This window comes from Elusimicrobiota bacterium, assembly GCA_041658405.1.
In the GTDB taxonomy this organism is placed as follows: Bacteria; Elusimicrobiota; UBA5214; order JBBAAG01; family JBBAAG01; genus JBBAAG01.
In genome coordinates this window covers 1-25,860 of sequence record JBBAAG010000016.1, presented here as the reverse complement: position 1 = coordinate 25,860, position 25,860 = coordinate 1, and the positions used below count along the sequence as shown (strand labels likewise).

At 40.0% G+C, this 25,860-nt stretch carries 20 protein-coding genes; 19 read left to right on the top strand and 1 reads right to left on the bottom strand.

All coding sequences use genetic code 11. From position 1 onward, the window contains the following. Positions 1-4 precede the first annotated feature (4 nt). The 12 genes from WC955_04690 to WC955_04635 all read left to right on the top strand — a co-directional run bounded on the left by WC955_04690 (position 5) and on the right by WC955_04635 (position 15,026). Positions 5-721, top strand: a complete 717-nt coding sequence (locus WC955_04690; protein ID MFA5858343.1) for a glycosyltransferase — start codon at positions 5-7, stop codon at positions 719-721. A 42-nt stretch (positions 722-763) separates the two neighbouring features. Continuing rightward, on the top strand, positions 764-1,624 hold the full coding sequence (locus WC955_04685) for a sugar phosphate isomerase/epimerase family protein (GenBank protein ID MFA5858342.1): 861 nt from the start codon (positions 764-766) through the stop codon (positions 1,622-1,624). Between the two features lie 124 nt (positions 1,625-1,748). Continuing rightward, positions 1,749-3,029 carry a DUF2341 domain-containing protein gene (locus WC955_04680; GenBank protein ID MFA5858341.1) on the top strand — a complete coding sequence of 427 codons (1,281 nt, stop codon included), beginning with the start codon at positions 1,749-1,751 and terminating at the stop codon, positions 3,027-3,029. 118 nt (positions 3,030-3,147) lie between these two features. Further along, positions 3,148-4,287 (top strand): glycosyltransferase family 2 protein, encoded by a 1,140-nt coding sequence (locus WC955_04675; protein ID MFA5858340.1) that lies wholly within the window; start codon positions 3,148-3,150, stop codon positions 4,285-4,287. An 8-nt stretch (positions 4,288-4,295) separates the two neighbouring features. Next, positions 4,296-5,735 (top strand): radical SAM protein, encoded by a 1,440-nt coding sequence (locus WC955_04670; protein MFA5858339.1) that lies wholly within the window; start codon positions 4,296-4,298, stop codon positions 5,733-5,735. After that, positions 5,736-6,896 carry a glycosyltransferase family 4 protein gene (locus WC955_04665; protein ID MFA5858338.1) on the top strand — a complete coding sequence of 387 codons (1,161 nt, stop codon included), beginning with the start codon at positions 5,736-5,738 and terminating at the stop codon, positions 6,894-6,896. Between the two features lie 68 nt (positions 6,897-6,964). Next, positions 6,965-7,999, top strand: coding sequence for an NAD-dependent epimerase/dehydratase family protein (locus tag WC955_04660; protein MFA5858337.1), 1,035 nt, complete (start codon positions 6,965-6,967; stop codon positions 7,997-7,999). Further along, the gene (locus WC955_04655; protein MFA5858336.1) at positions 7,996-8,724 is read left to right on the top strand and encodes a sugar phosphate nucleotidyltransferase; all 729 of its coding nucleotides are present in this window, start codon (positions 7,996-7,998) and stop codon (positions 8,722-8,724) included. Before WC955_04660 ends, WC955_04655 begins: the two co-directional genes overlap by 4 nt. Before the next feature lie 47 nt (positions 8,725-8,771). Beyond that, the gene (locus tag WC955_04650) at positions 8,772-10,052 is read left to right on the top strand and encodes a radical SAM protein (protein MFA5858335.1); all 1,281 of its coding nucleotides are present in this window, start codon (positions 8,772-8,774) and stop codon (positions 10,050-10,052) included. A gap of 12 nt (positions 10,053-10,064) precedes the next feature. After that, positions 10,065-12,431, top strand: a complete 2,367-nt coding sequence (locus WC955_04645) for a glycosyltransferase family 39 protein (protein MFA5858334.1) — start codon at positions 10,065-10,067, stop codon at positions 12,429-12,431. Continuing rightward, entirely contained in the window at positions 12,428-13,870 is a 1,443-nt protein-coding gene (locus tag WC955_04640; GenBank protein ID MFA5858333.1) for a radical SAM protein, read from the top strand. The genes WC955_04645 and WC955_04640 overlap by 4 nt, the downstream gene beginning before the upstream one ends. Before the next feature lie 37 nt (positions 13,871-13,907). Beyond that, positions 13,908-15,026 carry a glycosyltransferase gene (locus tag WC955_04635; protein ID MFA5858332.1) on the top strand — a complete coding sequence of 373 codons (1,119 nt, stop codon included), beginning with the start codon at positions 13,908-13,910 and terminating at the stop codon, positions 15,024-15,026. On the opposite strand, the gene WC955_04630 is transcribed toward WC955_04635, so the two are convergent. Beyond that, positions 14,927-15,886: a lysylphosphatidylglycerol synthase transmembrane domain-containing protein gene (locus WC955_04630; protein MFA5858331.1), complete on the bottom strand. Its 960-nt coding sequence runs from the start codon at positions 15,884-15,886 to the stop codon at positions 14,927-14,929. The two genes, WC955_04635 and WC955_04630, sit on opposite strands and share 100 nt — an antisense overlap. Positions 15,887-15,933: 47 nt before the next feature. Here WC955_04630 and WC955_04625 point away from each other — a divergent pair, with 47 nt between their 5' ends. Genes WC955_04625 through WC955_04595 form a run of 7 tightly spaced genes read left to right on the top strand, consistent with a single transcriptional unit; the run spans position 15,934 to position 25,836 of the window. Beyond that, positions 15,934-16,926: a lysylphosphatidylglycerol synthase transmembrane domain-containing protein gene (locus WC955_04625; protein ID MFA5858330.1), complete on the top strand. Its 993-nt coding sequence runs from the start codon at positions 15,934-15,936 to the stop codon at positions 16,924-16,926. Beyond that, the gene (locus WC955_04620) at positions 16,923-17,660 is read left to right on the top strand and encodes a glycosyltransferase family 2 protein (protein MFA5858329.1); all 738 of its coding nucleotides are present in this window, start codon (positions 16,923-16,925) and stop codon (positions 17,658-17,660) included. Before WC955_04625 ends, WC955_04620 begins: the two co-directional genes overlap by 4 nt. After that, a complete protein-coding gene (locus WC955_04615) occupies positions 17,633-19,624 on the top strand; it encodes a glycosyltransferase family 39 protein (GenBank protein ID MFA5858328.1) in 1,992 nt (663 codons plus the stop codon). The genes WC955_04620 and WC955_04615 overlap by 28 nt, the downstream gene beginning before the upstream one ends. A gap of 37 nt (positions 19,625-19,661) precedes the next feature. Further along, positions 19,662-20,678, top strand: a complete 1,017-nt coding sequence (locus WC955_04610; protein ID MFA5858327.1) for an MraY family glycosyltransferase — start codon at positions 19,662-19,664, stop codon at positions 20,676-20,678. 7 nt (positions 20,679-20,685) lie between these two features. Further along, complete coding sequence (locus WC955_04605) at positions 20,686-22,002, top strand: FAD-dependent oxidoreductase (GenBank protein ID MFA5858326.1); 1,317 nt, start codon at positions 20,686-20,688, stop codon at positions 22,000-22,002. After that, positions 21,995-23,158: a glycosyltransferase family 4 protein gene (locus WC955_04600; protein ID MFA5858325.1), complete on the top strand. Its 1,164-nt coding sequence runs from the start codon at positions 21,995-21,997 to the stop codon at positions 23,156-23,158. The genes WC955_04605 and WC955_04600 overlap by 8 nt, the downstream gene beginning before the upstream one ends. Continuing rightward, entirely contained in the window at positions 23,143-25,836 is a 2,694-nt protein-coding gene (locus tag WC955_04595) for a serine/threonine-protein kinase (GenBank protein ID MFA5858324.1), read from the top strand. The genes WC955_04600 and WC955_04595 overlap by 16 nt, the downstream gene beginning before the upstream one ends. The last annotated feature ends 24 nt before the right edge of the window (positions 25,837-25,860 follow it).

Here is a 25,860-nt window from a genome sequence, read left to right as displayed (position 1 = left end):
AAGGATGATATATATAATACTTCCGGCGTATAATGAAGCTGCGGCGTTAGAGAAGTTAATCCCCAAGTTCAGTGTATTGCTACCCAAAACAAATGTGAAAGTTATAGTGGTTAATGATGGTTCAACAGATAATACTTCAAAAGTAGCTGCCAGGATGGGTAGTACAATAAATATTGTTTTACTTGAACATAAGGTTAATTCCGGGCTTGGTACAGCTTTGTTGACTGGTATTAAATATGTGGTAAATATAGGGTTAGAAGATAATGATGTTGTATGTACTATGGATGCTGATGATACACATCCTGTTGATTCAATAACGGGTATGATTGAAAAAGTTAAGAGCGGGTATGATATTATTATAGCGTCAAGATATGTCCCTGGCGCAAAGCTCGTGGGATTAGCATTTTACCGCAGGGTGTTGAGTTTATGCGCAAAGATTATTCTGCAGTTAAGGTATCCGTATCCCGGGCTAAGGGATTATACCTGCGGTTATCGCGTGGTACGCGGTGAGATTATTAAAAAAGCATTTATGAAGTACGGTGATAAGTTGGTTACTGAAACTAATTTTGCGGCAACATTTGAGTTATTAATGAAACTGTTGGAGTTCAAGCCAAAACTTGTGGAAGTGCCGCTGGTGTTGAGGTACGACCTTAAACCAGGAAAAAGTAAGTTACGGTTATTCAAAACTTTGGGTGGATATGTTAAACTATTATTTAAATGATTTAAGGTACTAGAGTTTTTATAGAAAGGTGTTAAAATTATTATGAGCAGGTTTAAAGTAGGGTTGAGTACGTATAGTTTGTCACGGGCAATCAAAGCAAAAGAGTTTGATATCCTTGGAGCGATACAGTGGATTAAAGATAATGGCGGTGAGTTTGTTGAACTTTCCTATGGCGGGTTAGCGGATAACCCAAAACTTGTGGATGACATCCGTGAGAAAGCAAAGTCGTGTGAGCTTGATATCGCGAGTTATACTATTGGTGCAGCTTTTATACAGGATACTGACGAGAAATACCGCGCAGAGATTGAACGCATGAAAAAGGAAGTTGAGATCGGTGCGCGGCTTGGAGTTAAACGTATGCGGCATGACGCTGCGGGACGGCCAAAGCCGGACTGTAATATCGAACAGTTTATGAAAGACCTTCCGAAAGTAGCGGATGCATGCCGTGAGATTGCGGATCATGCAAAAAAGTACGGGATTACTACCAGTGTTGAAAACCACGGGTTTTTTATGCAGAAAAGTGATCGTGTACAGATGCTGATCAACGCAGTGGGACGCGAGAATTTTCGTACGACCATCGATATCGGCAACTTTCTCTGTGCGGATGAGGATCCTGTAGTGGCTACAAAAAACAATATTAGGTTCGCATCGCACGTGCATTTTAAGGATTTTTATATCCGTAAACAATATCCCGGTGAAGGATGGATTAATACGCTTTATGGTAATTACCTTCGTGGCGCAATTATTGGGTTTGGGGATGTTGACACCCGTGCAGTCCTGCAAGTGATTAAAGAATCTACCTACGAAGGGTATCTCTCAATTGAGTTTGAAGGCGGGGAAGAGTGTAAGCTCGGGTCTAAGACCGGGATCGCGAACCTTAAACGTTTGGTATCAGAACTGTAAACACGCTGTTAGGTTGAATTAAGTAACTCAATAATTGGTTTATCACTGCGTTGATTGTATTACATAACCAAATAATGTAGTATTAAATAGCATTCTATAAATTCTATAGAAGGAGAAAATATCTATGAAAGATAACATCAAGAAGTATTATGTTATTACCAGTGCTTTATCTTTATTATTGTTTTTATGCGATGTATCATTTTGCTGGTGGAATAATGATTGGCAGTATAGGCAGAAGTTTACAGTTACCAACAGCAGCGGTGTATTGTCTGATTACCAGATATTTTGTTCTACAGGGCTTATAAATACATCAAGCTTAGTCTCTCAGGCAAAAATGCGTGATGATCTCGGGGATATAAGGTTTGTCGATAACGATGATGTTACGGAATTGAGATACTGGGAAGATAAAACAAGTTCAACTACCGCAGGATTTGTGGTCAAACTTCCAAATATACCTAACGGAACAAAAGATATTTATTTGTATTACGGAAACTCAAACGCAGTATCCAAGAGCAGCGGGGCCGCGGTATTTGATTTCTATGACGATTTTAGTTATTACATAAATGGTTCTTCCGCTAGTCCAACTTGGATGGTAAATGAAGGATGGTCTGTACAAAACGGTGTGTTTCAACAAAAGAATTTGGGATTTGCACCACCAATGGCAAAGATTTCCGATTTGGTAGTTAAGGACTTTTGTCTTAAGTTAAGATATCGTTGGGATGGGTATTATAACGATTCTATAGGAATTCAATTTAGGGAACGGCTTAGTTCTGCTTATACCTACAGAATTGTTATAGCTGGTAATTCCGGTTCCCGTTATGAATTCTCAAAAGCTAGAGGGGCATTTTGGAGCCCAGTGGTTTTATTCGCTACAGCTCCTTATAGTTCAATTGGGCAGATAGATAAGTGGCATGATTTAAAAATAATAGCGAATGGCCCAAATATATCAAGTATCGTAGATAGCAACTTGGTATTTAATGGTTATGATACTGAATACACATCGGGAACAATATCTGTTTATACAACAAATGCATACTGGTCAATTGATGATATTTATATTAGTAAATATGTGAATCCAGAGCCATCAATTTCATTAACAACATCAGAAGAAAAATATTTGTTACCATCAACAAACTCGAATTCAAAAGTGAAAATATCACCGAATCCTTTTAATGGATCTAATGGAGACACAGTAATTACTTTTTCAGGATTTAATTCAAGCGCAAGTATTAAAGTTCATACTTTAAAAGGTGAATTAGTTTGGTCTAAGGATAATACTGGTTCTTCAGAAAACTGGGATGTAAAAAACAAGAATGGCAAACCGGTTGCCAGCGGGGTATATATATTTGTTATCACGGACTTCTATGGAAATAAACAAACCGGAAAACTTGCAATAATTAAGTAACGAAACTTATACTAGGTCGTATAGCTGCTGCTTGTATATACATTTTATTTTTATGTATAATACCTAAACAAACGCGTAATTTTTATTATTTAATAAAAAAGGTGGTGAACGCAAAACTATGACAGAAATACAAGTATCCGTAGTACTTCCCTGTTTAAACGAGGAAGAAACGATTGAAGCAAGTATAAAAAAAGGTTTTGCAGGTATTACTAAGACAGGCCTTCCTGGTGAAGTCATCGTTGTGGATAACGGTTCTACTGACAAGTCAGTTGAGTTATCAAAAAACCTTGGTGCACGGGTAATTAATGAATCCGAGAAAGGGTATGGTAACGCGTTACGCCGGGGGATCGATGATGCTTACGGGAAGTATATCATTATGGGAGATTCTGACGATACCTACGATTTCTCTGAACTTGATAAGTTTGTTAAGCTTTTAAAGGACGGTGGGTACGATCTTGTGATGGGGTCGAGGTTTAAGGGAAAAATCTTGCCCGGTGCGATGTCGTGGACACACAGGTATATCGGTAATCCTATACTCTCAGGGATACTCCGTGTATTTTTCGGGGGTAATGTGTCTGACTCGCATTGCGGGTTACGCGCGTTTACTAAAGATGCATATAAAAAAATGGGCCTCCAGACAACTGGGATGGAGTTCGCGTCGGAAATGGTTATTCATGCTCTTAAACTTAAACTAAAAATCGGGGAGATACCAATAACGTACTATCCGCGTAGAGGTGAGTCAAAACTTATGGGCTTACGGGATGCGTGGAGGCATACACGGTTTATGTTGTTGTACAGCCCAAACTATTTGTTTCTTTTACCCGGACTGCTATTGTTTATTCCGGGAATAGTTATGCTGATAACTTCATTATTTGGCCCGCTGGTATTATTCGGTAGGGAATGGGGTATACACGTAATGGTGTTTGCCAGTATGATGACAATACTTGGGTGGCAGATACTTAGCCTGGGATTATGCGCTAAATCGTATGCTCTGAATATCGGGCTTGAGGAAAGCGGGCGGACAAAATGGTTGCTCCGCGTGTTCTCGATTGAACGTGCAGCGGCAGTATCGTTAATTATGATACTTGCAGGGATTGGGTTAATTCTTTATATCCTTGTCACATGGATGCAACACAATTTTGGCGCGCTTGCTGAACAAAAAACTGCGTTACTCGCTGTTACGCTTATCACCGTTGGATTGCAAACGATATTCTCGGCATTCCTCACGAGTATGCTGCAGATTAAGTATAGAAAGTAAGTTGTAATATGAAAATACTGCTGATTTATCCTCCGCGTGAAAATTATATTTTTGGTGTGACTCCACATGTGTATATTGAAGCTGATGCCGGGAATTATCCGCCGATTGGGATGTTGTATATCGCAAGTTACCTCAAAAATCATTCTAAAAATGTGGGTATAAAAGTATTAGATGCTTGTACAGAACAGTATACGCATGAGCAAGTTAAGGGTTTTATTGACAAAGAAAAGCCTGATATAGTCGGTATTTATTTCTCAACTTATTATCTCAACGACGGTATAATAGTTGCTAAAAGTGTTAAACAGCTAAACGCAAAAACGCTTGTAATTGCGGGTGGGCCGCATGTCATGTTATATCCAGAAGAAACTATTAAACTGCCGGAGATTGATTATGTTATGGCAGGTGAGGGGGAACATAGTTTTACTGAACTTGTTGAATGTATAGCAGAAAATAGGGTGTCGGATATTTCAAAAATTTCTAATATATGGAGTAAAAAGTCGAATTATTCAAAACCGCTTACCCGCGGGCGGGAAGAAGATATTGACTCTCTGCCGTATCCCGCACGTGAACTTTTGAGTGTTAATAAGTATAAATCTATACTTGCTAAACGTAATCCTATAACTACAGTTATTACATCAAGAGGGTGCCCGTTTAAATGTCTTTTTTGTTCTAATATCGAAAGCGGGCAAAAAGTTAGGTATCGTTCTGCGGTAAATGTTGTTAACGAGCTTCAGTACCTGCATAATAATTATCAAATTACAGATTTCCTGTTGTTTGACGAGTTGTTTACTTCCAACCGCCAGCGCGCAATGGATATCTGCAATGAAATATTACGACGCGGATTAAAGATCCGTTGGCATTGCCGCAGCCGTGCGGATGTTTTGGATAAAGAAATGGTTGTGTTAATGAAAAAAGCAGGATGTAGGTTGATACAATTCGGGATTGAAACTGGTAATCCGCGGTTACAGCAGTTAATAAATAAAAAACTTGTACTAGACGAAGTAAGAAAAACAATTGCTATGGTATATGATGCCGGAATATATACGTACGCGGATTTTATGTTTGGTTTACCTACCGAAACTGAAGAAGAAACTAAAATAACATTGGAGTACGCTAAATCATTAAAACTTGACTACATAGCATTTGGAATGTTTCATCCTATACCAGGTAGCGTGTTTTACCAGCAAGGGTTGGATGAAAATAAGTTTACAGATTTCTGGCGTGAGTTTGTTAATAATCCAACTATACCGATGGAAGATCATTCCTGGACTCGTAAGGATAGGACGAAGTTTCATGATTTTATGTCCTATGCCTACCAAAGTTTTTATATACGGCCTTCATATATGTTTTCTCATTTATTTCGTTTAGATTCTTTTAACCAGCTGGTATGGCAGGTAAAAGCGGCGTTTAGGGTGTTCTCACAACTTATCTTGAAGCGATATAAATAGATGAAAGTTTTGATCGTAAATAGGTACATGAGCGTATACGGCGGGGCGGAATCGGTCGTACGGGAACTCGCGCTAGGGTTGCTTAAACGCGGGATTGGAACTAAGGTTGTTACTCTGAATGTTTCCGAAGAAGTACGCGGATTGTGTCCTGGTGTTGAATTTGTACTGCCTCCAAAAGTGTTTCCGTATGCATTCAGAAGTACGGGAATTACAGCAGCGATGGGAATTCTTGATGAATACTGGTGGTTACGGAAACTTATAAAGAGTTGTTACCGCGAGTTTGATATAATTAATACCCATAATTTCCCTGCTAGTATTGCCGTGCATGGTTTAGATAAACCTGTAGTGTGGTTGTGTAATGAACCTCCTGACCTGGTGAATAATTTACGTCCATCTTTGATAATGAAACTGTTTCGCTGGGTGGGATTGAAAGTTGATAGAGAGATCATTAATAGTTCAGTTGATACTCTGATCGTTGCGGACGAAAATAATTTCAGCAGGGTTGAGGAACGTTATGGTCGGAGAGATTCTGTGGTGATCCCTTATGGAATAAGTACTGAAATATTTTATGCTCAAAAAGTTGACGCGAAAGAATTGCGCGAAAAATACAAAATTCCTTTCGAAAAAAGAATTGTGTTACAGGCAGGGGTTTTGTCTCCTCAAAAAAATCAATTGGCGTCAGTTAATGCATTGAATAATATCTGTAAAAATGGTGTTGACGCAGTTTTGGTATTGGTGGGGAATAAGGATACAAAGTATTATAATGAGGTTGTTGACGCTGTGAAAAGTTACGGTATGGAATCCCGTGTGGTTTATACGGGTATCGTAGGCAAAACTGAACTTGCGAAGTTATATAACATCGCGGATGTGTGTGTGTTCCCCGTTAAGGAGCAGGGGGGGTGGCTTGCGCCGTTTGAAGCTATATCCTGTGCGAAGCCTGTAGTGGTTTCTACTACAATGGGTGCTGCGGGGTTGATAAAGTCTAAGAATTTAGGAGTTGTAACTAATGACTTTGGGAATGCGTTACAGCAAGTGTTTGATAACCACTCTACCTGGCAGAAGATTGCTGGAGAAGGTATGAAGTGGGTACATGAGAATCTTACCTGGGATAAATACGTTGACGAAATGATAAATAAATTTGAACAAACGCTTAATCGTTAATAAAGCGTGTAATTGAATTATTCTCGCCTATTTTGTATATTAATTGTTTATATTTATAAGGAGTAGTGATAGTAATGAAAATAATAGTTACTGGCGGTTGTGGATTCCTTGGTTCATGGGTTTGCGAGTATTATGCGAAAAAGGGTGTGAAAGTTGTTGCGTATGACAACATGACAAAACATGAACTTATGCGTACCGGATATAACGTTGAAAAAGCGAGAAATTATAATACTGACTACCTTAAATCTATTGGAGTAAATGTTGTAAAAGGTGATGTACGAAATAAAGAACATTTGTTTGACAATGTTAATGGCAGCAGTTTTATTGTTCATACCGCCGCTCAGCCGGCGGTCACCATAAGCATGGAAGAACCGGAACTGGATATCACAACGAATCTTATGGGAACTTTTAATGTTTTAGAAGCTGCGAGAAAGTTTAAAATCCCTGTTGTTTCCTGTGCTACTGTTCACGTGTACGGTAACAAAATTAATGACGAGCTTAAATCAGGGAAAACTAGGTATTTGCGTAATCCCGTAGGGATTGATGAGGAGTATCCTACCCTGGGTGGGTGGTTAACACCATTGCATGCATCAAAAGCAAGTGCAGATATTTATGTTAGGACGTACATTGAAACATATAAGATTAGAGCTGCAAGTTTTCGTCTTACCGGTCTATATGGTCCAAGGCAGTTGGGTGGTGAGGACCATGGCTGGGTTGCTAATTTTTGTATCCGCGCTGTGTTGGGAATACCCATGACAATATTTGGTACCGGTAAACAGTTGAGAGATATTATTTATGCAGAAGATGTTGTCCAAGCATTTGATGCCTTTCGAAAACATCCTGTACCCGGAATTTATAATATCGGCGGGGGTAAGATGACAATGATATCGTTACTTGAATCAATCAAGGTTATTGAAAATATTGTCGGGAAGAAGGTTGACGTTAAGTTTGCACCGGGACGGTACGGCGATCTAAAGTATTTTGTGTGCGATATAAGGAAAGCTGCAAAAAATCTTAAATGGTCACCTAAGGTGAAGCCTGTGGAAGGTATTACAAAGTTGGTGGACTGGATTCATGTGAACCAAAGGTTGTTTAATAAATGAAAGCGTTAATACTTGCCGGAGGTAGAGGTAAGCGGTTAGGGAAGGTTTCCGAAGGGATAAACAAGTGTATGCTTCCTGTTCGCGGACGGCCATTGATTGAACATAGCCTTGATACTGCGGTACGGCAGAAGGAAATAACGGAAGTAATTCTTGTTGTTGGATACCGCGCTGAAGATGCTATTAATATGTACGGGACGAGTTACAAAGGTACCCGTGTTAAGTATGTTATTCAATGGGAACCCAAAGGATTGGTGGATGCCATTGATTGGGCAAGGCCTGTTATAGGTAACGATGATATCATGTTGATGCTTGGCGACGAAATCATGTTAAACCCGGACCATGAAGGAATGTTGAAAAAGTTTAAAAATGAAAATGTTGATATTCTCTGCGGGGTTGTTGAAGTTAAGGACAAAAACCTGATAAAACGAACATATTCTATGCTGTACGAAAAAGATGACAGGGTAATTAAGCTTGTAGAAAAACCTGAAGAGCCATTTAATAATGTTATGGGTACAGGGAATTGTGTATTCAGGAATTCGGTTTTAGGGTATGTAGAGAGTATGGGTATTAACTCGAAACGCGGAGAAAAAGAGTTGCCGGATTTAATTCAAGCTGCGGTAGATGATAATAAGAATGTTAAGCTCTACAGGTTATGTAATAAGTATATTAATGTGAACTCGCCGGAAGAGATGCAAGAGGTTGATTCATTCTTTGCTCATTTCTAATAATTAGTTTCTGTTGTATTAAAGTATTTTTGAAAGGGGATAACATAATGGTCAGTAACGAAAGTGGTACGGAGAAACAAAAACGTGATTGGTTGAAATTCTTACCCGGGGGTATATATACTACCTCAAAGTATTTCGGTATATTTTATCTTTTAAAACTTATTTTTCGTAGTGCGATGGAGTATATAAGGACGTATTTCTACATTTTGCGTGTACGCGGATTGAAACAGGCGTACAGTTTTTTTTATACAAAATTTTTTGTACCCGCAGGTGAAGGTGCCGGAGCGGGGATTTACTTTTTGTTAAACCCTATTGTTCGCCGTTTCCCGAGGCTCGTACCTAGGCCAAGGTACGTCGAGATAGAGGTTACCACGATATGCCCGCGAAAATGTATTATGTGCGAACATACTTACTGGAAGGACCAGGAAGAACGGCATTTGAGTTTAGATGAGTTTAAACATATAGTAAATGAGTTTAAAGGTATACGCTGGTTGCATTTAACAGGTGAAGGGTCGTCTTTTACAAATCCGGATTATCCCAAAATGTTAAGGCATGCAAAGGATAAGTTTATTTCGGTATACCTTGTCGATACGCTTGATATGATGGATGAAGAAAAACTTGAAATGCTGGTTGATATTAAACTTGAAGGTATTTATATCTCATTAGACGCTGCGACTAAGGAAACATACGAAAAAATACGTGTTGGCTGTAATTTTTACCGTGTAATAAATAATATAAATAAATTGTTGGAAATAAAAAGAAAGAAAAAAAGTTTATTGCCTGAAGTAAGTTTCAGGAACATTATACTTACAGAAAATGTTCATGAGATGCCGGATTTTGTGAAGCTTATAGCGTCGTTTGACACCAAAATGATGGGTCGCGGGGCAAGGTTGGATTTTGTAGGTAATCTCGAATTTCCTGAAGTAAAACAATACTCAGTAGCAAAAGTACCGGAAGAAATTATTAAAGCTACCATGGAAAATGCCCTGAAATACAATGTGAACGTTTTTTTAAGTCATATCGAGTGTAAACAAAATCCCAGTATCAACCAGTGTATAGCATGGATGGAGCCCTATATCATTATGGGCGGATATGTAATGCCCTGCTGTAATATATTGATGTCTAATAAGCGTACGGTGCTTCGGGAACATGCGTTCGGGAATATTTATAAACAGTCGTTAAGCGAGATTTGGAATTCCGAACGGTTCAGAAAATTCCGTGATACGATAACAAAACCTGATGCTAAAGTACCGTTTTTGTGTACTATGTGCAGAGCGTACGATTTTTCTGAACGCGCAAAAAAGTATGGCGTAGATGAAACTCTTTAATGGGGAGATGTTTTGAGTAATATAAAAAATAAGCATAACAAAAACAAACCTGTGATCGTACCGGTTCCGGTACAAAGATTGACACCTGTCCTTGGAAAGATTATTGCTAACAATGTTGTTCTGCAATTAGTATTATCTGGGATTATTGCGGTATGGGCATACGTACTCGCAAAAAATTACTTCGCTGCGTATCCCGTTGATTTTAATGCGTTGAATTTATTGTTTACCTTACCGGCAAGGATGGATAAAGCCGCACCAGGGTTCGTAAATGTGCTGGTGTCAAGCGTTCTTGCTATAGCCGGAGCGAAAGTGTTATTTCTCGCGGCATACGGATACGGTGCTATGCTCAACAGGTATGTGTTGAAATTGGAGTACCATAACGGAAAAGAAGAGTTTGTCTTTGATTCAGGTATCGGGTTGGGATTGTTGATTGTTATTTTTTTAGCCACAGGGATCATTGGGTTGTTCAGTTTAGGGACTGCAATATTTCTTCTGGGGATCGGGTTTGTGTTTCTGGTGCTGAACCTAAAAAAAGTGGTGGAGAACGCTAAGTCTTTCCTTCCTAAAAGTAAACTGGCAGTTAATGAGATTACTGCATTGTGCGTGCTTTTTATTGCTTTAATTGCGGTCTTAGCCGGGTCGTTGGTACCTGAAACGTTTTATGATTCTATGAAGTACCACCTAGGTGTGCCGTTACAGTGGGTTTTAGGGCATAAGATTGCGCCGATAGAAGATTTTGAGTATTCTTACTACCCGCTGAATATTCAGGTATTGTACGGCGCGGTAATGCTTTATGGTAATGACATAACTGCGAAGCTCGTGCATTATATTATAGGCGTATTGTTGTTGATGACGGTATACACGATTGCACGGAAGTATTTTTCGCGTGCTACCGGGATATATGCTATGTTCATTCTTTATACGATACCTATGGCAATGATTGTTGCATGGAAAACAGCGGTTGAACATGGGCTGGGTTTGTTTGAAACACTTGCTGTTTACGCGTTTCTTAACGCTGCAAAGTTTATTGAGAACGGTGGTGAACAGCAAAATCAGTTTATCAAGTGGTTAGTCTTATCAGGTGCATTCGCCGGGCTCGCAATCGGGGGGAAGTATACCAGCGTATATTGTCTGATCGCATTAATGATTGCAATTACAGGGTATTACATTTTAAAACGTAAAGTTGTTGAGTTAAAGAAAGTCATACTTGCCGTAGTTGTTATTGGGGTAATAAGTGTTCTAACCGTGAGTCCGTGGTTGGTGCGTAATGCTGTACTCACGGGGAATCCTACGTATCCTTATGTGGTATCCCCGACACAGGATATCGGGGTGAAACACAAGAATTCGGTGGTAGCATTCACTGATCCCGGCCCGCCGGATAGGAGTATAAAAAATTTTGTTACCCTCCCATGGACACTTACTATGGGAACAAATACGCAGGAGCCGCATTCCGGGGTTATATTATTATTGCTTCTGCCCTTCACTCTTTTATGGTGGAAGACAAAGCCGGAATTGAAGTTCTTGCTGATATACTCTGTAATCTACTGCGTTATCTGGTTTATGGTAAGGACATATTTCAGGTATTTAACCCCGGTATTACCGGTTGCAAGTATTGTGCTTGCGTATTATCTTACAGAAAACAATTTGGTTAAGTTCGTAAAAACTGTACTGCTATTATTTGTGATATTTCTTGGGTTCCGGCAGGTGTATTCTACTGTGTTTATGGAAAAAATGTCAATGGATCCCCTGCCGTACCTGCTTGGGATGGAGAGCAGGTATTCGTATTTATCCACCCAACGGCCAACTTATCCGTGCCCGTACTATCCCGCAACGGATTGGATGAATAAAAATATGCCTGTAGGTTCTAAGATAGCGTTCTTGGGTGAATGCCGCGGGTTATATTCCAAACATAAAGTTGTCGTGCAAACAATCGGGGATGAAAGCCCGTTAGTGCGTGTAATGCGGGAGTCAAATAATATGGATGAGTTTTATGATAATCTCGTTAATAAAATGAAAGTTACACATTTTATGTTAAACCTGCCCGAAGCTAAACGGTTGGCTGGGTATGATATGTTTAACTGGGACAATGCAGGACAGTTGCGGATCTTTAATGAGTTTTGGGTGAAACATGTGAGGCTTATACATAAAACTTTGCCGGATATCACGCTGGATAATCAAAGAGGGTACAGAATGTCTGATATCCCGCAGTACTGGGAGAAATATGTAGCGGATCCTACGGGATATCTGTATATCTACGAAATCGTTAAGGATAAACAACCGGCGGGGCAAAGCGGGATTAATGAGTATAATATGCCGGTTAACTGGTTATTAATGCCAGGATTATATCCTGAAGCACGGAAGAAAATGTTGGGTTTATGACAAAAGTATTGGTTATCAATGAACCGTTTGTCCCGGATTTTTGTAGGACACAACGCTGGGCTGCACGTACCCGCGGACGCGTACTGCGTGCACCGGACTGGCTGGCATACGCAACGGCTGTCCTTGAACAAGCCGGGGTGGAGGTAAAACTTTACGACTTTCCTGCGATGGACTGGGGGAAAGATAAATTACGTGAACTCATAAAAAATGAACAGCCGGAATTCGTGGTACTCGACGCTACAACGCCGTCAATATATTCTGATATTGAATGCGCAAAGATTGTGAAAGAGGAATCCGCTGGGGTTAAGGTTATTATGGTCGGGCCCCATGTGTCATCACTACCGGAAGATACGCTTAAGATCAGTGATGGTATGGTAGATATGGTAGTTATAGGTGAGTATGATTACGCTGTACGTGATTGTGTGTTAAAGTATCCGAACCTTAATGAAGTTCAAGGAATATGTTATAGAAACGGTACTGAGTTTATACGGACAACCCCGCGGGGGTTAATTGAAAACCTTGATGCCCTACCTTTTCCTGCATGGAAACACCTTGACCTAATGAAATATTTTGACGGCGGGAAGTTGTATCCTTATATCGACATAATATCCGGCCGCGGGTGCCCGAACCAATGTGTTTTTTGTTTATGGCCGCAGGTAATGCACGGGACACAGTATAGGTTAAGAAGTGCAAAAAATGTGGTGGATGAAATTGAATACGATATAAAATTATGCCCCCAGGTACTAAAGGGCGGCGAGTTTTTCTTTGAAGATGATACGTTTACTGTAAAACAATCGCGCGCAATGGAAATCTGTGATGAAATACTCCGGCGCGGGTTGAAGATAATATTTTCAGTTAACGGCAGGGTGGATAGCGTTAATGATGAAATGTTTAAACTCATGAAACGTGCGGGGTGCCGCGAAATATTAGTGGGGTTTGAATCCGGTGACCAGGGTATGCTTGAGAATATGCATAAAAATACTACTCTGGAGCAAGCACGGAAGTTTATGGAGCTTACCAAAAAATACGGGATTAGTGTTCACGGATGTTTTGTTATTGGCCTGCCGGGTGAAACACATGCTACTGCAAAGAAAACTATTGATTTTGCGTTAAGCCTTGGGTTGCATACCGCACAGTTTTCGGGTGCTGTACCGTTTCCTGGGACAAGATACTATGAGTTAGCTAAAGAAAAAGGGTGGTTGAAAGCAAAGTCTTGGGCGGATTGGTTATTACAAGGAGAACAGGCTGGTGTGGTGGAGTATGAGAATATGACACGTAAAGAAATTGATTGTTATGTTGATAGCGGATTAAAAAAGTTTTATTTTCGTCCTCAATATATGATAAGATTTTTGTTTGAAACAAAGAGTTTACCGGATTTTTACCGTAAATTACGAGGGTTTTGGAATTATTTAAGATACCTTTTTGCGTCGAATAAATAGTGTTTATTTTGTTAGTTAAGGAGTACTAAAGAATCATATGCCGCCGTTAATTACTATAGGGATACCCGCAAAAAATGCTGAGCATACAGTTGTTAAATGCCTGGAGTCAGTCCTTGCACTGAATTATACTACTTACGAACTTATTGTTGTGAATGACGGTTCAACTGATACCACCGGCATCATTATTGAGAAGTACAAAGAAGTGTTTAACACGAAATTCGGGGATGAAAGGTTAAAGATTATTACTACTGACGGTGTTGGCCCGTCAAAAGCAAGGAATATGATTATTGAACGTTCAGCGGGTAAGTATTTAGCGTTCACTGATGCGGACTGCGTTGTTGCTGCTGACTGGCTGGATGAATTATTGAAACCGTTGAGTTTGGATAATATGAACAATCTCCCGACCCGCAGTTCGTGGCCGTTGTATAAATACAAAATTGCTTGTGTCGGAGGTGACCAGCAAAGCCCGTTGGATGAAAGCCAGTTTGGCCGTTATGTTCAAGGGTTTATGAAATCAGTAGGGTTTATCACCGGATACATCAAACCATCAATAAAGAATGCTAAAAAGAAGGTGGATGATTACAAGAAAGTTGATCATAATCCTACATGCAACTCATTATATCCACGTGAAATATTTGCTGATCTCGGTGGTTTTGTCCCTAACCTTTATCCGGGTGAGGATGTTGAATTTGATAAGCGTATGAAAGCAAAGGGGTATATTTTATTGTATAATCCCGCAGCAATTGTACGGCATTACCGCGCAAAAACATGGAAACTTTTCGCGAGGATGATGTTTAACTACGGCAAGGTACAAGCATACCTCGTACGTAAGTTCGGGTTGTTTAGGCTTATACATTTCGAGCCACTAATTTTGCTATGCGGAATCGCTGTGATTATATGGTTTGCTTTACCCGGAATGCCTCCGGTGAAATGGTTGATGGAATCTGCGGGGATTTTGGTGTTAGCAGGGTATGTAAAGTTTGTTTTTGATTCCAAAAATATTAAACACGCAGCGGTATATACCGGGTTGTTTATTTATACTCTTATATGGTGGAACTACGGTTTTGTTACGGGATTGTTCTCAAGGTCGCCTTTAGCGGAGAAAGTAAGTACTTCTTTAGACATAAACGCGAATATTACTGCTGTTAGCAGATAGTTAAAAACTAGTAATACAAGGTACCCGCTGGCAATCTTTCCTGCATCAAAACCTATCTTGCTGAATAATATTGACGCGCTTACTTCGCGTATGCCAAGGCCGCTTATGCTTAACGGTATTAATGCGATAACTGCAACTCCGCTGTTAACCAGGAAGGTTGTGATAAAAGACAACTCTATCCCTATTCCTCTTAATGCAAAGTATATAGGTAATGATGAAATTATCCAGCGGAGAAGGTTAATCCCTAGGTTTATTAAAACAATGCCGGTATGTGTGATGAAGTAGTTTTTGTAAGCGGCAAAAAAACCGGTAAACCGCTGGCCTATGGGGCCAAGGAGTGTTTTAACGATCCTGCGGATTGCCGGAGTGAATAACAATATCCCGAGTATTAAGAAAGCAAGGAAGGCGAATGTTAATATCCGCATTGCAGTCGGAATATCAAAGTATATTAACGCTGTTCCGGTGCAGATAATGAAGCCTAGTATTAACGCTGTGGTTTTGTCTATAAGAAATACAGCAGTGCTCGGGCCGATGTCAACATTTTCTTTCTTTAAAAAATATAGGAGTGTAAGATCCCCGAAGTTCGCGGGTAAGATATTGCGTGCAGCCCACATGTACAACCCTATGCTAAAACATTTAGGGTAACTGATGTTCTTTAATGGTGATATTATGTATTTAAGGTTGAAACCTGTGATTGCAAAAAAAAATATTTGTATGAATACAATCGGGATAAAGTATAAGTAATTGAATGTTTTAACAGCGGCTAGGATATTGGGAATGCCTAGTTTGTACAATAAAAACAGTATTAATACTAGTCCTATGGCAAATCTTAATATTGTTGAGTATATGCTTTTCTTCATATTTAATATATTATAAAATATATGTTTATTTAATATGATAATAATTTATGAATAAATATGTTAAGTTAATTTTTGGTATAGCGATCAGTTGTGTTTTTTTGTACCTGATCTTCAGGAAAACAGACCTTCAGCAAATTTTTTCGTTAATCCTTGCGGCAAAATGGGGGTTTGTGTTATTGTCGCTTGTCTTGACTGTTGTTTCACTGTATATTCGCAGTTACCGCTGGCAGGTTCTGCTTAAGGAACATCATGTGATACCCAGGCGTAGTTGTATGGAGTCTATCTGTATAGGCCTTACTACAAATAATCTTTTACCGTTCAGGTTAGGTGATCTTACACAGGCGTATGTCCTTGCGAAACGTAATAGTTTGAGTAAGTCACTCGTGTTATCCACTGTTGTGGTGGAACGTTTATGCGATCTTGTATTTCCTTTAGTTGTCATTACTGCGAGTTCTGTGGTGATACTTGCGCCAGGGAGTAATTTAGTATTCGCGTTTTTGGTTGTTATACCCATAGGATTACTCTTCTTATTTATTGCAAAAGGGCAGGTTAAAAATATTGTGTCTTTCATTTTCTCAAAAACACAGTATAGTGAACGAATAGTGAGGGCTGTAGATAATTTTTATGCGGGTTTTAAAGTGTTCAGAACTTGGCAGAACTCTTTGTTGGTTACGTTTTATACACTCGTGTTGTGGACATGTTACTCTCTTATGTCATACTGCATTCTTCTTGCAGTAAGAATAGACCTGTCGTTATTGAAAGTTATTTGGGTACAGGCAGTAACTGCAATGAGTGTGGTGATACCTTCTTCTCCGGGGTACATAGGAACCTGGGAATTTTTTGCGCAGTCAGCATTGCAGGTTCTGGGAGTCAATAAAGAATTGGGGTTAACTTTTGCGATTCTTTCTCATGCTACACAGTATATTGTTCAAAATGTTATGGGGATATATATGATTGCGAAAACTGGCTTATCTTTTGCTGAGATAGGTAATACTAGAAATAATGCTGAAGATAATATGACAGGTGGTAATGGTTTATGAAAATCGTGGTAGTAATGCCTGCATATAATGCTGAGAAAACACTGGAACGCACTTTTAACGATATCCCGAAAGATATTGTTTCAGAAATTATACTCGTGGACGATGCGTCAAAAGATGGGACGGTTATGCTGGCACAGTCGTTAGGGATACGGACTGTTGTTCATGATAAAAACCGCGGGTATGGTGCTAACCAGAAAACGTGTTATAGTGAAGCTTTGAAGTTGGGTGCTGATATTATTGTTATGATCCATCCGGATTACCAGTACGACGCGCGGTTACTGCCGTATATGGTAGGTTTTATTGAGAAAAATATCTGTGATTTCATGATGGGTAACCGCATAAGGACACGCAGGGAAGCGCTTAATGGCAAGATGCCGGTATATAAATACATCGCAAACCGCGGGTTAACCATTCTCGAAAACATTTTGCTTGGGCAAAACCTCGGTGAATTTCATTCAGGGTATCGCGCGTATAAACGTGAAGTACTCGAGAAAATTGCGTGGGAAAATAATTCTGACGATTTCGTGTTTGACCAGCAAATACTTGTACAGGCAACATATTTTGGGTATCGCATAGGCGATGTACCGGTACCTGCGAGATATTTTGAGGAAGCGTCGTCCATAAATATTTTTAGAAGTACGGTTTACGGGTTATCAACATTATGGGTGTTGATACAATATTTATTGGCAAAGGCCGGGATTTATAAATGCAAAATATTTACCTCCAAAAAATAAAGAACTGTATTTTAGCAGTATATCTTGTGCTGTTGATGATCGCAGCAGGGGTGTATTCTGTCTATTATCCAATACCTGAACTTATTGAAAAAATTGTGCAAACATTGTTTTTTGGGGTAGCATGTATTTCAATGCTTCTTTACGGAAGAGTAGTTATCCGTTACTTCTTTTTGCGTAATGACGCTGTGTGGTGGCTTGAGAATCATACACTGGCGTTCAGGTCTATAATATATTTTGGCATAGGCGTATGCGTTAGTGCAGTGATACTTTATTGTTTGGGTGTTACAGGGTTGATGTATCCTCTATCAGCATGGGCGGCGGTAGTGTTGCCCATAGGACTCAACATCAAGTACGGTTTTATTAAACAAATTGGCGTAGTGATAAATGAACTTCGTGAGGATTGGGTTAACTATACAGGGTATTTAGGGATCATTTTAGTGTTTGTATTAAGCGTTGTGTTATTGTCATGCTATGCGCCAGTTACATACTACGATTCTTTGGTGTACCATATGTCTCTTCCCGGGTATTATGTACAGCAGCATAGGATTGTACCGGTTGAAGGTAATTTGTTTTCGTATTTTCCTCAAAATATGGAACTTATGTATGCTTTTATGTTATTGCTGGGAAGTGAGTATGGAGCAAACCTGCTTAGTTATGTTTTTCTCTTAGGAATCATCGTTTTAATACGGTTTTATTCAAAAAAGTACCTGAACGAAAAAAGCGGGATTTATGCAACAATACTGTATTCTTTAACCCCGGCAGTGATGTTGTTATCGGGTAGTACTTATGTTGAAACAGGGCTCGCGTTTTTTGTGTTACTATTATTCATCTGCATAAACGAGTATGTCGCTGAAGATAAGTTTATCTGGATCGTTCTTGCAGGTATTATCGCGGGTTTCGCGGTAGGGATAAAGTATACTGCTGCGCTGGGTGGTGCAGGTGCGGTATTGATTTTGCTGTTGAAAAAAAAGTTTGTACCCGTATTATGGTTGGTAGGTATTGCTGTAATAACGTTTCTTCCCTGGGCAATACGTAACTACTTGGGGACTGGGAATCCGGTTTATCCGTTCTTTTACCAAATATTTTCGGGAAACGGTATTTGGTCGGCTGAGATGGTAAAAGGATACTTTGGGGTACTGACTGAGTACAGTATGCGCAGTAATGCTGTCATAGAATTACTTAACTTTCCGTTGTGGTTGTTTAACCAGCCGTTGAGGTATGGCGGTGGGATTGATGTACTTGGGGATATCGGGTGGATATGGTACCTTCTGTTTCTACCATCAATATTTTTTTCTGTTAGGTTCGCTAATGCAGGAAAGATGCTGGGGATTTACGCAGCAGTAATCTTTTTTGGTTGGTTCTTCACAAAACAGGTTTTACGTTTTCTTGTCCCGCTATTGCCTGTATTAGCGTTATTATCGGGGATTGGGTTGGCAGGTATTGAACAAATTCTTAACCGCGCAGGTAAAGTTGTGGTGTATTGTGTACTGGTACTTATGGTGGTGTCTAATTTGTTTTTGTATTTTATGATACACGATATCACAGGTATGTTCCCGGCAGCAATGGGGGTTCAGATAAAACATGATTATCTTGCCGCTAAGATTAACTATTACCCCGTAGCAGAAGTTGTAAATAAGTACGTTGATAAGGGCGGCAAGGTGTTATTGATCGGTGACCAGCGGGGATATTATTATGAATGCCAGTTTAGGATAACAAACGTATTTGTGCAGGATGGGTATTTTAAAACGGTTAACAATGCGCGTGATATCTCTGAAGTTGAACAATTTCTTGTAGCTAACCACTATAACCACATTGTTTTCAATGAACCTGAGTTTAAACGGTTACAGTCTTATGAGAGTGTGAGGTTCACAGATAGAGGATGGAAGTTACATAACGAAGTACTGGAGAAAAAGTTTAAGAAAGTGGTTTCATGTAATGGTGTTACGTTATACGCCAGGGCATAATTGAGAATAAAACAAAAAAGGTGTGAGAGGGTAGATTATGGTATATTTTAAGATTTTTATTATTTCACTGGTGTTAGGTTTAGTATTAACGCCGTTATTCCGTTTTCTTGCGGTAAGATTTAATATTTATGATAAGCCAATCACTAGTATCAAAACTCATAAAATTCCGGTGCCGTATCTCGGAGGGTTAGCTGTATATTTAGCATTTGTGCTGTCAATGCTTATCCTTAGGTATTTCACAAGTTTTCCTACGGGTACCTTAAGGTCATTACGCGGGATATTGTTTGGATTAACTTTTATTACCATCGTTGGGTTGGTGGATGATATTAAACACGGAGGGTTGGGGTATAAAGTAAAATTTGTGTGGCAGATACTCGCAGCGTGTATGTTGTTGATGTTTGATATACGTATAAAGTTTATACAGCCGGACTATCTTGCGGATATTATTACTATTGTATGGGTTGTTGGGGTAACTAATGCACTTAATATTATAGATATTATGGATGGTTTATCATCCGGTGTAGCTGCGATTTCGGCGTTATCCTTTTTCTTTATTGCATTACCTGGTGAAGATATTTATGTCAATTTTGCAAGCGTAATCATGGCTGGTGCGTGTATTGGGTTTATGCCGTATAATATGTCAAAAAAGTTAAAGATATTTCTTGGCGATACCGGTGCTTTAGGGATTGGGTTTGTACTTGCTGCGTTATCGCTAAGCACAACATATACTAATGTTAACCCTATTGCCGTTTATGTGCCGCTGTTGATACTGGGTATACCGTTGTTTGATACAGTATATGTTTCAATATTGAGAATTCAACAGGGGAAGTCGCCGTTTCTGGGGAGTAAGGATCATTTAGCATTAAGGCTTACCGCTGCGGGTTTATCACGGGTACAGGTAGTATTTGCGGCAGTGGGAGCTACGATGTTTATAGGTTTTTGCGCATGGGTTGTTACACGTGTACAATTATGGTACGCGATAGGAGTATATGTTTTTGTTATACTTCTGGCAGTCTTAATCGGGAAGCATTTGAGTAAGTATAAGATGGAGTAAGCCGCAAGTGAAAAAAGTTAATGGAAAAGTTGTAATACTCGGTGCCGGGTTGACTGGCCTCTCAACCGCGTATGCGTTACATGCTAACAATGATTGTATAGTGTTTGAGAAAGAAAAAACGTACGGCGGGTTGTGCAGGTCTGTTAATATAAACGGGTTTAAGTTTGATTTCACGGGGCATTTATTGCATTTTAAAAACCAGGAAGTAAGGAAATTTGTTACAAATATTGTTAGCAGCGGGTTGGTGTCGCATCGCAGGAATTCGTGGGTGCATATGTGCGGAAAGTATACGCCTGCTCCATTCCAGGTAAATACATTCGGCCTACCTGCGGAAATAGTGAGAGATTGTGTGATGGGGTACGTTGACACATTGTTTAACCGTAGTAAAAGCGGGCATGAAGTAAGAAGTTTTTATGATTGGAGTATAAAATATTTTGGGAAAGGTATCAGCCGGCATTTTATGTTTCCCTATAACACAAAATTATGGAGGATAAACCCTAAACTAATGTCACCGGAAGGTGTTGGGAATTATGTTCCAAAAACAAGTTTGGAGGATATTCTCACCGGCGCATTAACGGATCAGTCAAAAAACAGTAAGGGGTATAACGCCGATTTTTATTATCCTAAACGCGGGGGAATACAGTCATTGGTGGATGGTTTTGCTGCAAGGGTTAGGGATAAAATATCTTTTTCCGATGAGGTGTTAAGTATTGATTGTAACAATAAAACCGTACTGTTATCAAAAAGCGGGTGGGTGAAGTACAACACTCTTGTTTCCACAATTCCTTTACCCGAATTTGTAAGGCGTATTAAAGACGCGCCGGGTGAGATTGTTAATGCCGGGAAAGCGCTTAGAAGTACAAAGGTTTTGTGTATAAACATCGGTGTAGCCAGGAATATAAGTGATAAGCACTGGATATATTTCCCGGAGGATAAATATAATTATTACCGTGTTGGTTTTCAAAACAATTTTTCTGTGGATGTTGTGCCAAATAAAAATTATTCTTCATTATACGTGGAAGTTGCGTTTCATCAAGACGAACGGATTAATACCGAAAAACATGTGAAGGATGCGGTTGATGGTTTGATCATTGCGGGTATTATACGGCCATCTGATAAAATCGTTGTTTTACAGGCAGTAATAATACCATATGCATATGTCGTATATGATTTTAACCGCGGGAGGGCTGTTGCTAAGATACAAAAGTATTTGAATAGGAAGAGTATACATTCTGTCGGGCGGTATGGTGCGTGGGAGTATAGTGCTATGGAAGATGCAATTATTCATGGGCAAAAAGTTGCGGGGATGATAGTCAATGGATAAGATAAGGGTTTATCATATTATTACAAAACTTGAACTTGGCGGTGCGCAAGGGAATACATTGCATACCGTTAAGTATCTTAACCGCGATAAATTTGAGCCCGGGCTTGTATGTGGTCCCGGAGGAATACTTGATGAAGAAGCTAAAACCGTACCGAACCTGTATTTACATTTCGTGCCGTCATTAATCCGTGAAATACATCCGTTGAAAGATATTTCTGCGTTATTTGAATTGTACAAGGTACTGAAAAAAAATATGCCTGTGGTTGTGCATACTCATTCGTCAAAAGCCGGGATTCTCGGGCGTATCGCCGCGTGGGTTGCTGGGGTGCCGGTAATAGTGCATACTTATCACGGGTTTGGGTTTCATGATTTCCAAAATCCTATAGTTAAAGTTTTGTATGTATTGATTGAAAAGTTTACTTCAGGGTTCACTGATAAACTGGTTACCGTAGCTAAGGATAATATTGAGAAAGCGTTGAGTTCGGGGATTGGTAAACGTGAACAGTATGCTGTTATACGCAGCGGGATACCCGTTGGGAAGTATAAGGGTATAGTTGTTGATGTTATTGAAGAAAAAAAGAAGTTGGGTTTAAAACCTGAAGATAGAGTGGTTACAACCATTGGCCCGTTTAAACCACAGAAAAATCTGGTTGACATGATAAAATCAGCAAAGCTTGCGTCTGAAAAGGTTGGGAATATAAAGTATTTGTTTATCGGTGATGGTGAACAACGGGGGATGATTGAAAGTTTAATAGCTGAACTAAAACTTGAAAACACAGTAAAACTTCTTGGTTGGAGAAAAGATGTCGGGCAGTTACTAAAAATTACTGACGTGTTTGCGATGAGTTCATTATGGGAAGGATTACCGCGATCAATCCTGGAAGCAATGGCTTGTGCCAAGCCTGTAGTAGCGTACGCAGTGGATGGTGTGAAAGAGATCGTTATTCCCGATAAAACAGGTTATCTTATTGAGCCAAAGGATTATAGAACACTTGCGGAGAAGGTTGTATACCTGATACAGAATAACGAACTGGCACAGCAGTATGGTACGGCGGGTAGTGAATTGATAAACCGAGAGTATGATATTGATTATATGGTAATCCAACAGGAAGAATTGTATACTGATTTAGTGAGACAAAAATGGAATACAAAATAGTATCAAACCGTTACGTAATACTTGAACAAATCGGTGAACCCGGCGGGTTCGGGACCGTGTACAAAGCATGGGCACGGCATCTTGAAAAATTTGTGGCATTAAAAAAACTTCATACACATCTCGCGAGGAGTACCGCGTTAATTGAGATGTTCCACTCGGAAGCTGTTAATACCGCTAAGCTTGAACACGAAAACATTGTGCGTGTAATAGATTATTTTCAGACCGAAGAAAAAGAGTGGTATATTGTGATGGAATACGTCCGCGGGTGTGATCTCCAGTATTTAAAAGAAAAAATTGAGAATGAAATATTGCCTAAGGAGATCGGGGTTTATATTATCTCTCAGATACTTAAAGCTGAGGATTATGCCCACGCAAGGATTGACGATCTCACCGGTCAGCCGCTGGGGATTGTTCATCGCGATATTTCACCCGCGAATATCATGATGTATTACGACGGGAAAGTTAAACTTGCGGATTTCGGTATCGCAAAAGTGTTGAGTACAACGTCCACAGGGCCTTCATACGGGAAACGTGAAGGTTTACGCGGGAAGTTTAGTTATATGTCACCGGAACAGGCAAATAATAATCCGAATCTAACTGCGCAATCTGACATTTTCTCAACAGGATTAGTTTTATATGAAGTGCTAACCGGGAAAAAGGCGTATGGAACAAACGGGGAGACAGAAGCATGGACACGCGCGTCACAAGGGAATATTGATTTTAAGCTTTTAGATGAAATGCAGATACCGGAAGAAGTGATTGAAGCATTACACCGGGCATTACAGATAGATTTGACGTTAAGGTATGAGAATGCAAAAGAGATGTTCGTGGATTTACTGCGGTGGCTGCATACGTGTGACTGGGGTAACCGCCAGGGTGATCTCAAGATTTATTTAAACAAACTTTTGGCTAGGGAGATGGAACTTGAGGAACTGCGGACGAAAGAGTTGCTTGCATCGTTAAGCCTTAAGAACACGCCGGCTGCCCCGCAGAAAACGCCGGGAGGTACTATTCCCCGTAAAACTACTACGCCCCAGCCGGTAGCAGAACATAGAGAGTTTAAGGAACAGGGGATTGCACCTGAAAAAACAGGGACTTTTAAGCCTCAGTCACCAACGTTAAAAAGTTCGGTGCCTGAATTTAAAACTCAGCCTAAGGGTGTACAGCATATACCGGCATCTGTACCTAAGAAAAGCAGTAGCCGTGAAAAAACTGTATTTGACTATGTGGCTGATACAACTAAAAAATATAAACTCTGGGTTCTTGGCGGGATTAGTATAGCAGTACTCGCACTACTGGGTTATGTGGTAACGGATACTGTGCTTCAGCTAACTTCCAGGGGAAGGTATCTTCACAACATTATCTGGGCGCCAAGTTTTGTTATTGACAGTACTCCCACTGGCGCGGTTCTTACAGTTGAAGCAGTTAAGGGTTCAAAAAAAGTTGTTGTGCTTTCTGGGAATACTCCATTACCGGTATCAAGGCTTTCCGCAGGGGTTTACTATATCAAACTCGAAAAACAAGGGTTTTCTGCTGTAGAACAAACGGTAAGTATTTCAAAAACCGGGCAGCCGGTAAGTATTCCCGGCAGTAGGGTTATTAAAACGAAGTCAAGTGAAACTTATGTTGTGCCGTTTGAGTGCCTGGTTTCGTTTAAATCCATTCCATCCGGTGCGGAAGTGTATGTTGACAAAGTACTGCTGGGTGTCAAGACACCGGTAGCTGACCTGCCGTTTAAGACTGGTAAGCATAAGGTTGAGATGAAGTATGTATCAAGTCCCGGGGAACTTCAGTATGAAAGTATTGCTGCTGAATTAGACTTCTCAGAAATTTCAGGCGGGATGATTATAGATAAACGTTTTTGGGATGCGGTATTTAACAAAGACGGGCCCGGTGGGCTGGCACGGTTTGTTATAACAGGTAAGTTAAAAATGTGGGTCTCTATAAATTCACAGCCACCCACAGCGTCAGTATATGTTGATGAAACATATCTTGGGGTAACACCGCTTGAACGCGTAGCGATTGGCGTGGGAAATCATACCGTTAGAATTGAAAAATACGGTGTGGATCCTTTTGAAGGAGAATTCGAAATCGGTACCGAAGGCAGCGGGGCTAGGACACAGTTTATGTTTAACCTTGAACCCGGGTTGTATATATGCGCAAAGTTTCCCGATGCGGGCAATGATGAAAAAATTATTGTCGGTATCTCTGATAATACAGGACAACTGGTAACTGCAGAGACTACGCCGTATAGGTATAAATTAAAACCCGGGAAGTATGAACTGGTATTTATGCATCCTAAGAAAAAAAATACGGTTAAGAAAAGAATTAATGTTACTAAGGAAGCAATGACTATTAATATCCTTCAGGATGATGCACCTGTGAGTGTCAGTGGTTCAGGGGTGAAGACAAAAACTGATGGGGTTGATACAAAATCGTATATTAAGGTTCAAGTACTTGAAACATTATCAGGTGAACCTATTGATAACGTAGGGATTTCAATCAATGGCGGAGCATTTAAGTCAACTGATAATAAAGGTATCTGGCAAGGGTATGTCTCACCGGGGAAGGTTGTGATTGCCGTTGGGAAAAGCGGGTACGAGATTAAGGAAGTTAAATCCGCTATCCGGGCTGGGGAAACTAAGGCTGTAACAATTAAATTAGCTGAACAGAAATAGGTTATACGGGGTAATATTGATGTT

Bases quoted from the DNA above. Each gene is read 5' to 3' on its own strand.
- WC955_04690 (MFA5858343.1), top strand. From the start codon at position 5: ATGATATATATAATACTTCCGGCGTATAATGAAGCTGCGGCGTTAGAG.
- WC955_04685 (MFA5858342.1), top strand. From the start codon at position 764: ATGAGCAGGTTTAAAGTAGGGTTGAGTACGTATAGTTTGTCACGGGCA.
- WC955_04680 (MFA5858341.1), top strand. From the start codon at position 1,749: ATGAAAGATAACATCAAGAAGTATTATGTTATTACCAGTGCTTTATCT.
- WC955_04675 (MFA5858340.1), top strand. From the start codon at position 3,148: ATGACAGAAATACAAGTATCCGTAGTACTTCCCTGTTTAAACGAGGAA.
- WC955_04670 (MFA5858339.1), top strand. From the start codon at position 4,296: ATGAAAATACTGCTGATTTATCCTCCGCGTGAAAATTATATTTTTGGT.
- WC955_04665 (MFA5858338.1), top strand. From the start codon at position 5,736: ATGAAAGTTTTGATCGTAAATAGGTACATGAGCGTATACGGCGGGGCG.
- WC955_04655 (MFA5858336.1), top strand. From the start codon at position 7,996: ATGAAAGCGTTAATACTTGCCGGAGGTAGAGGTAAGCGGTTAGGGAAG.
- WC955_04650 (MFA5858335.1), top strand. From the start codon at position 8,772: ATGGTCAGTAACGAAAGTGGTACGGAGAAACAAAAACGTGATTGGTTG.
- WC955_04640 (MFA5858333.1), top strand. From the start codon at position 12,428: ATGACAAAAGTATTGGTTATCAATGAACCGTTTGTCCCGGATTTTTGT.
- WC955_04635 (MFA5858332.1), top strand. From the start codon at position 13,908: ATGCCGCCGTTAATTACTATAGGGATACCCGCAAAAAATGCTGAGCAT.
- WC955_04630 (MFA5858331.1), bottom strand. From the start codon at position 15,886: ATGAAGAAAAGCATATACTCAACAATATTAAGATTTGCCATAGGACTA.
- WC955_04625 (MFA5858330.1), top strand. From the start codon at position 15,934: ATGAATAAATATGTTAAGTTAATTTTTGGTATAGCGATCAGTTGTGTT.
- WC955_04620 (MFA5858329.1), top strand. From the start codon at position 16,923: ATGAAAATCGTGGTAGTAATGCCTGCATATAATGCTGAGAAAACACTG.
- WC955_04615 (MFA5858328.1), top strand. From the start codon at position 17,633: ATGCAAAATATTTACCTCCAAAAAATAAAGAACTGTATTTTAGCAGTA.
- WC955_04610 (MFA5858327.1), top strand. From the start codon at position 19,662: ATGGTATATTTTAAGATTTTTATTATTTCACTGGTGTTAGGTTTAGTA.
- WC955_04600 (MFA5858325.1), top strand. From the start codon at position 21,995: ATGGATAAGATAAGGGTTTATCATATTATTACAAAACTTGAACTTGGC.
- WC955_04595 (MFA5858324.1), top strand. From the start codon at position 23,143: ATGGAATACAAAATAGTATCAAACCGTTACGTAATACTTGAACAAATC.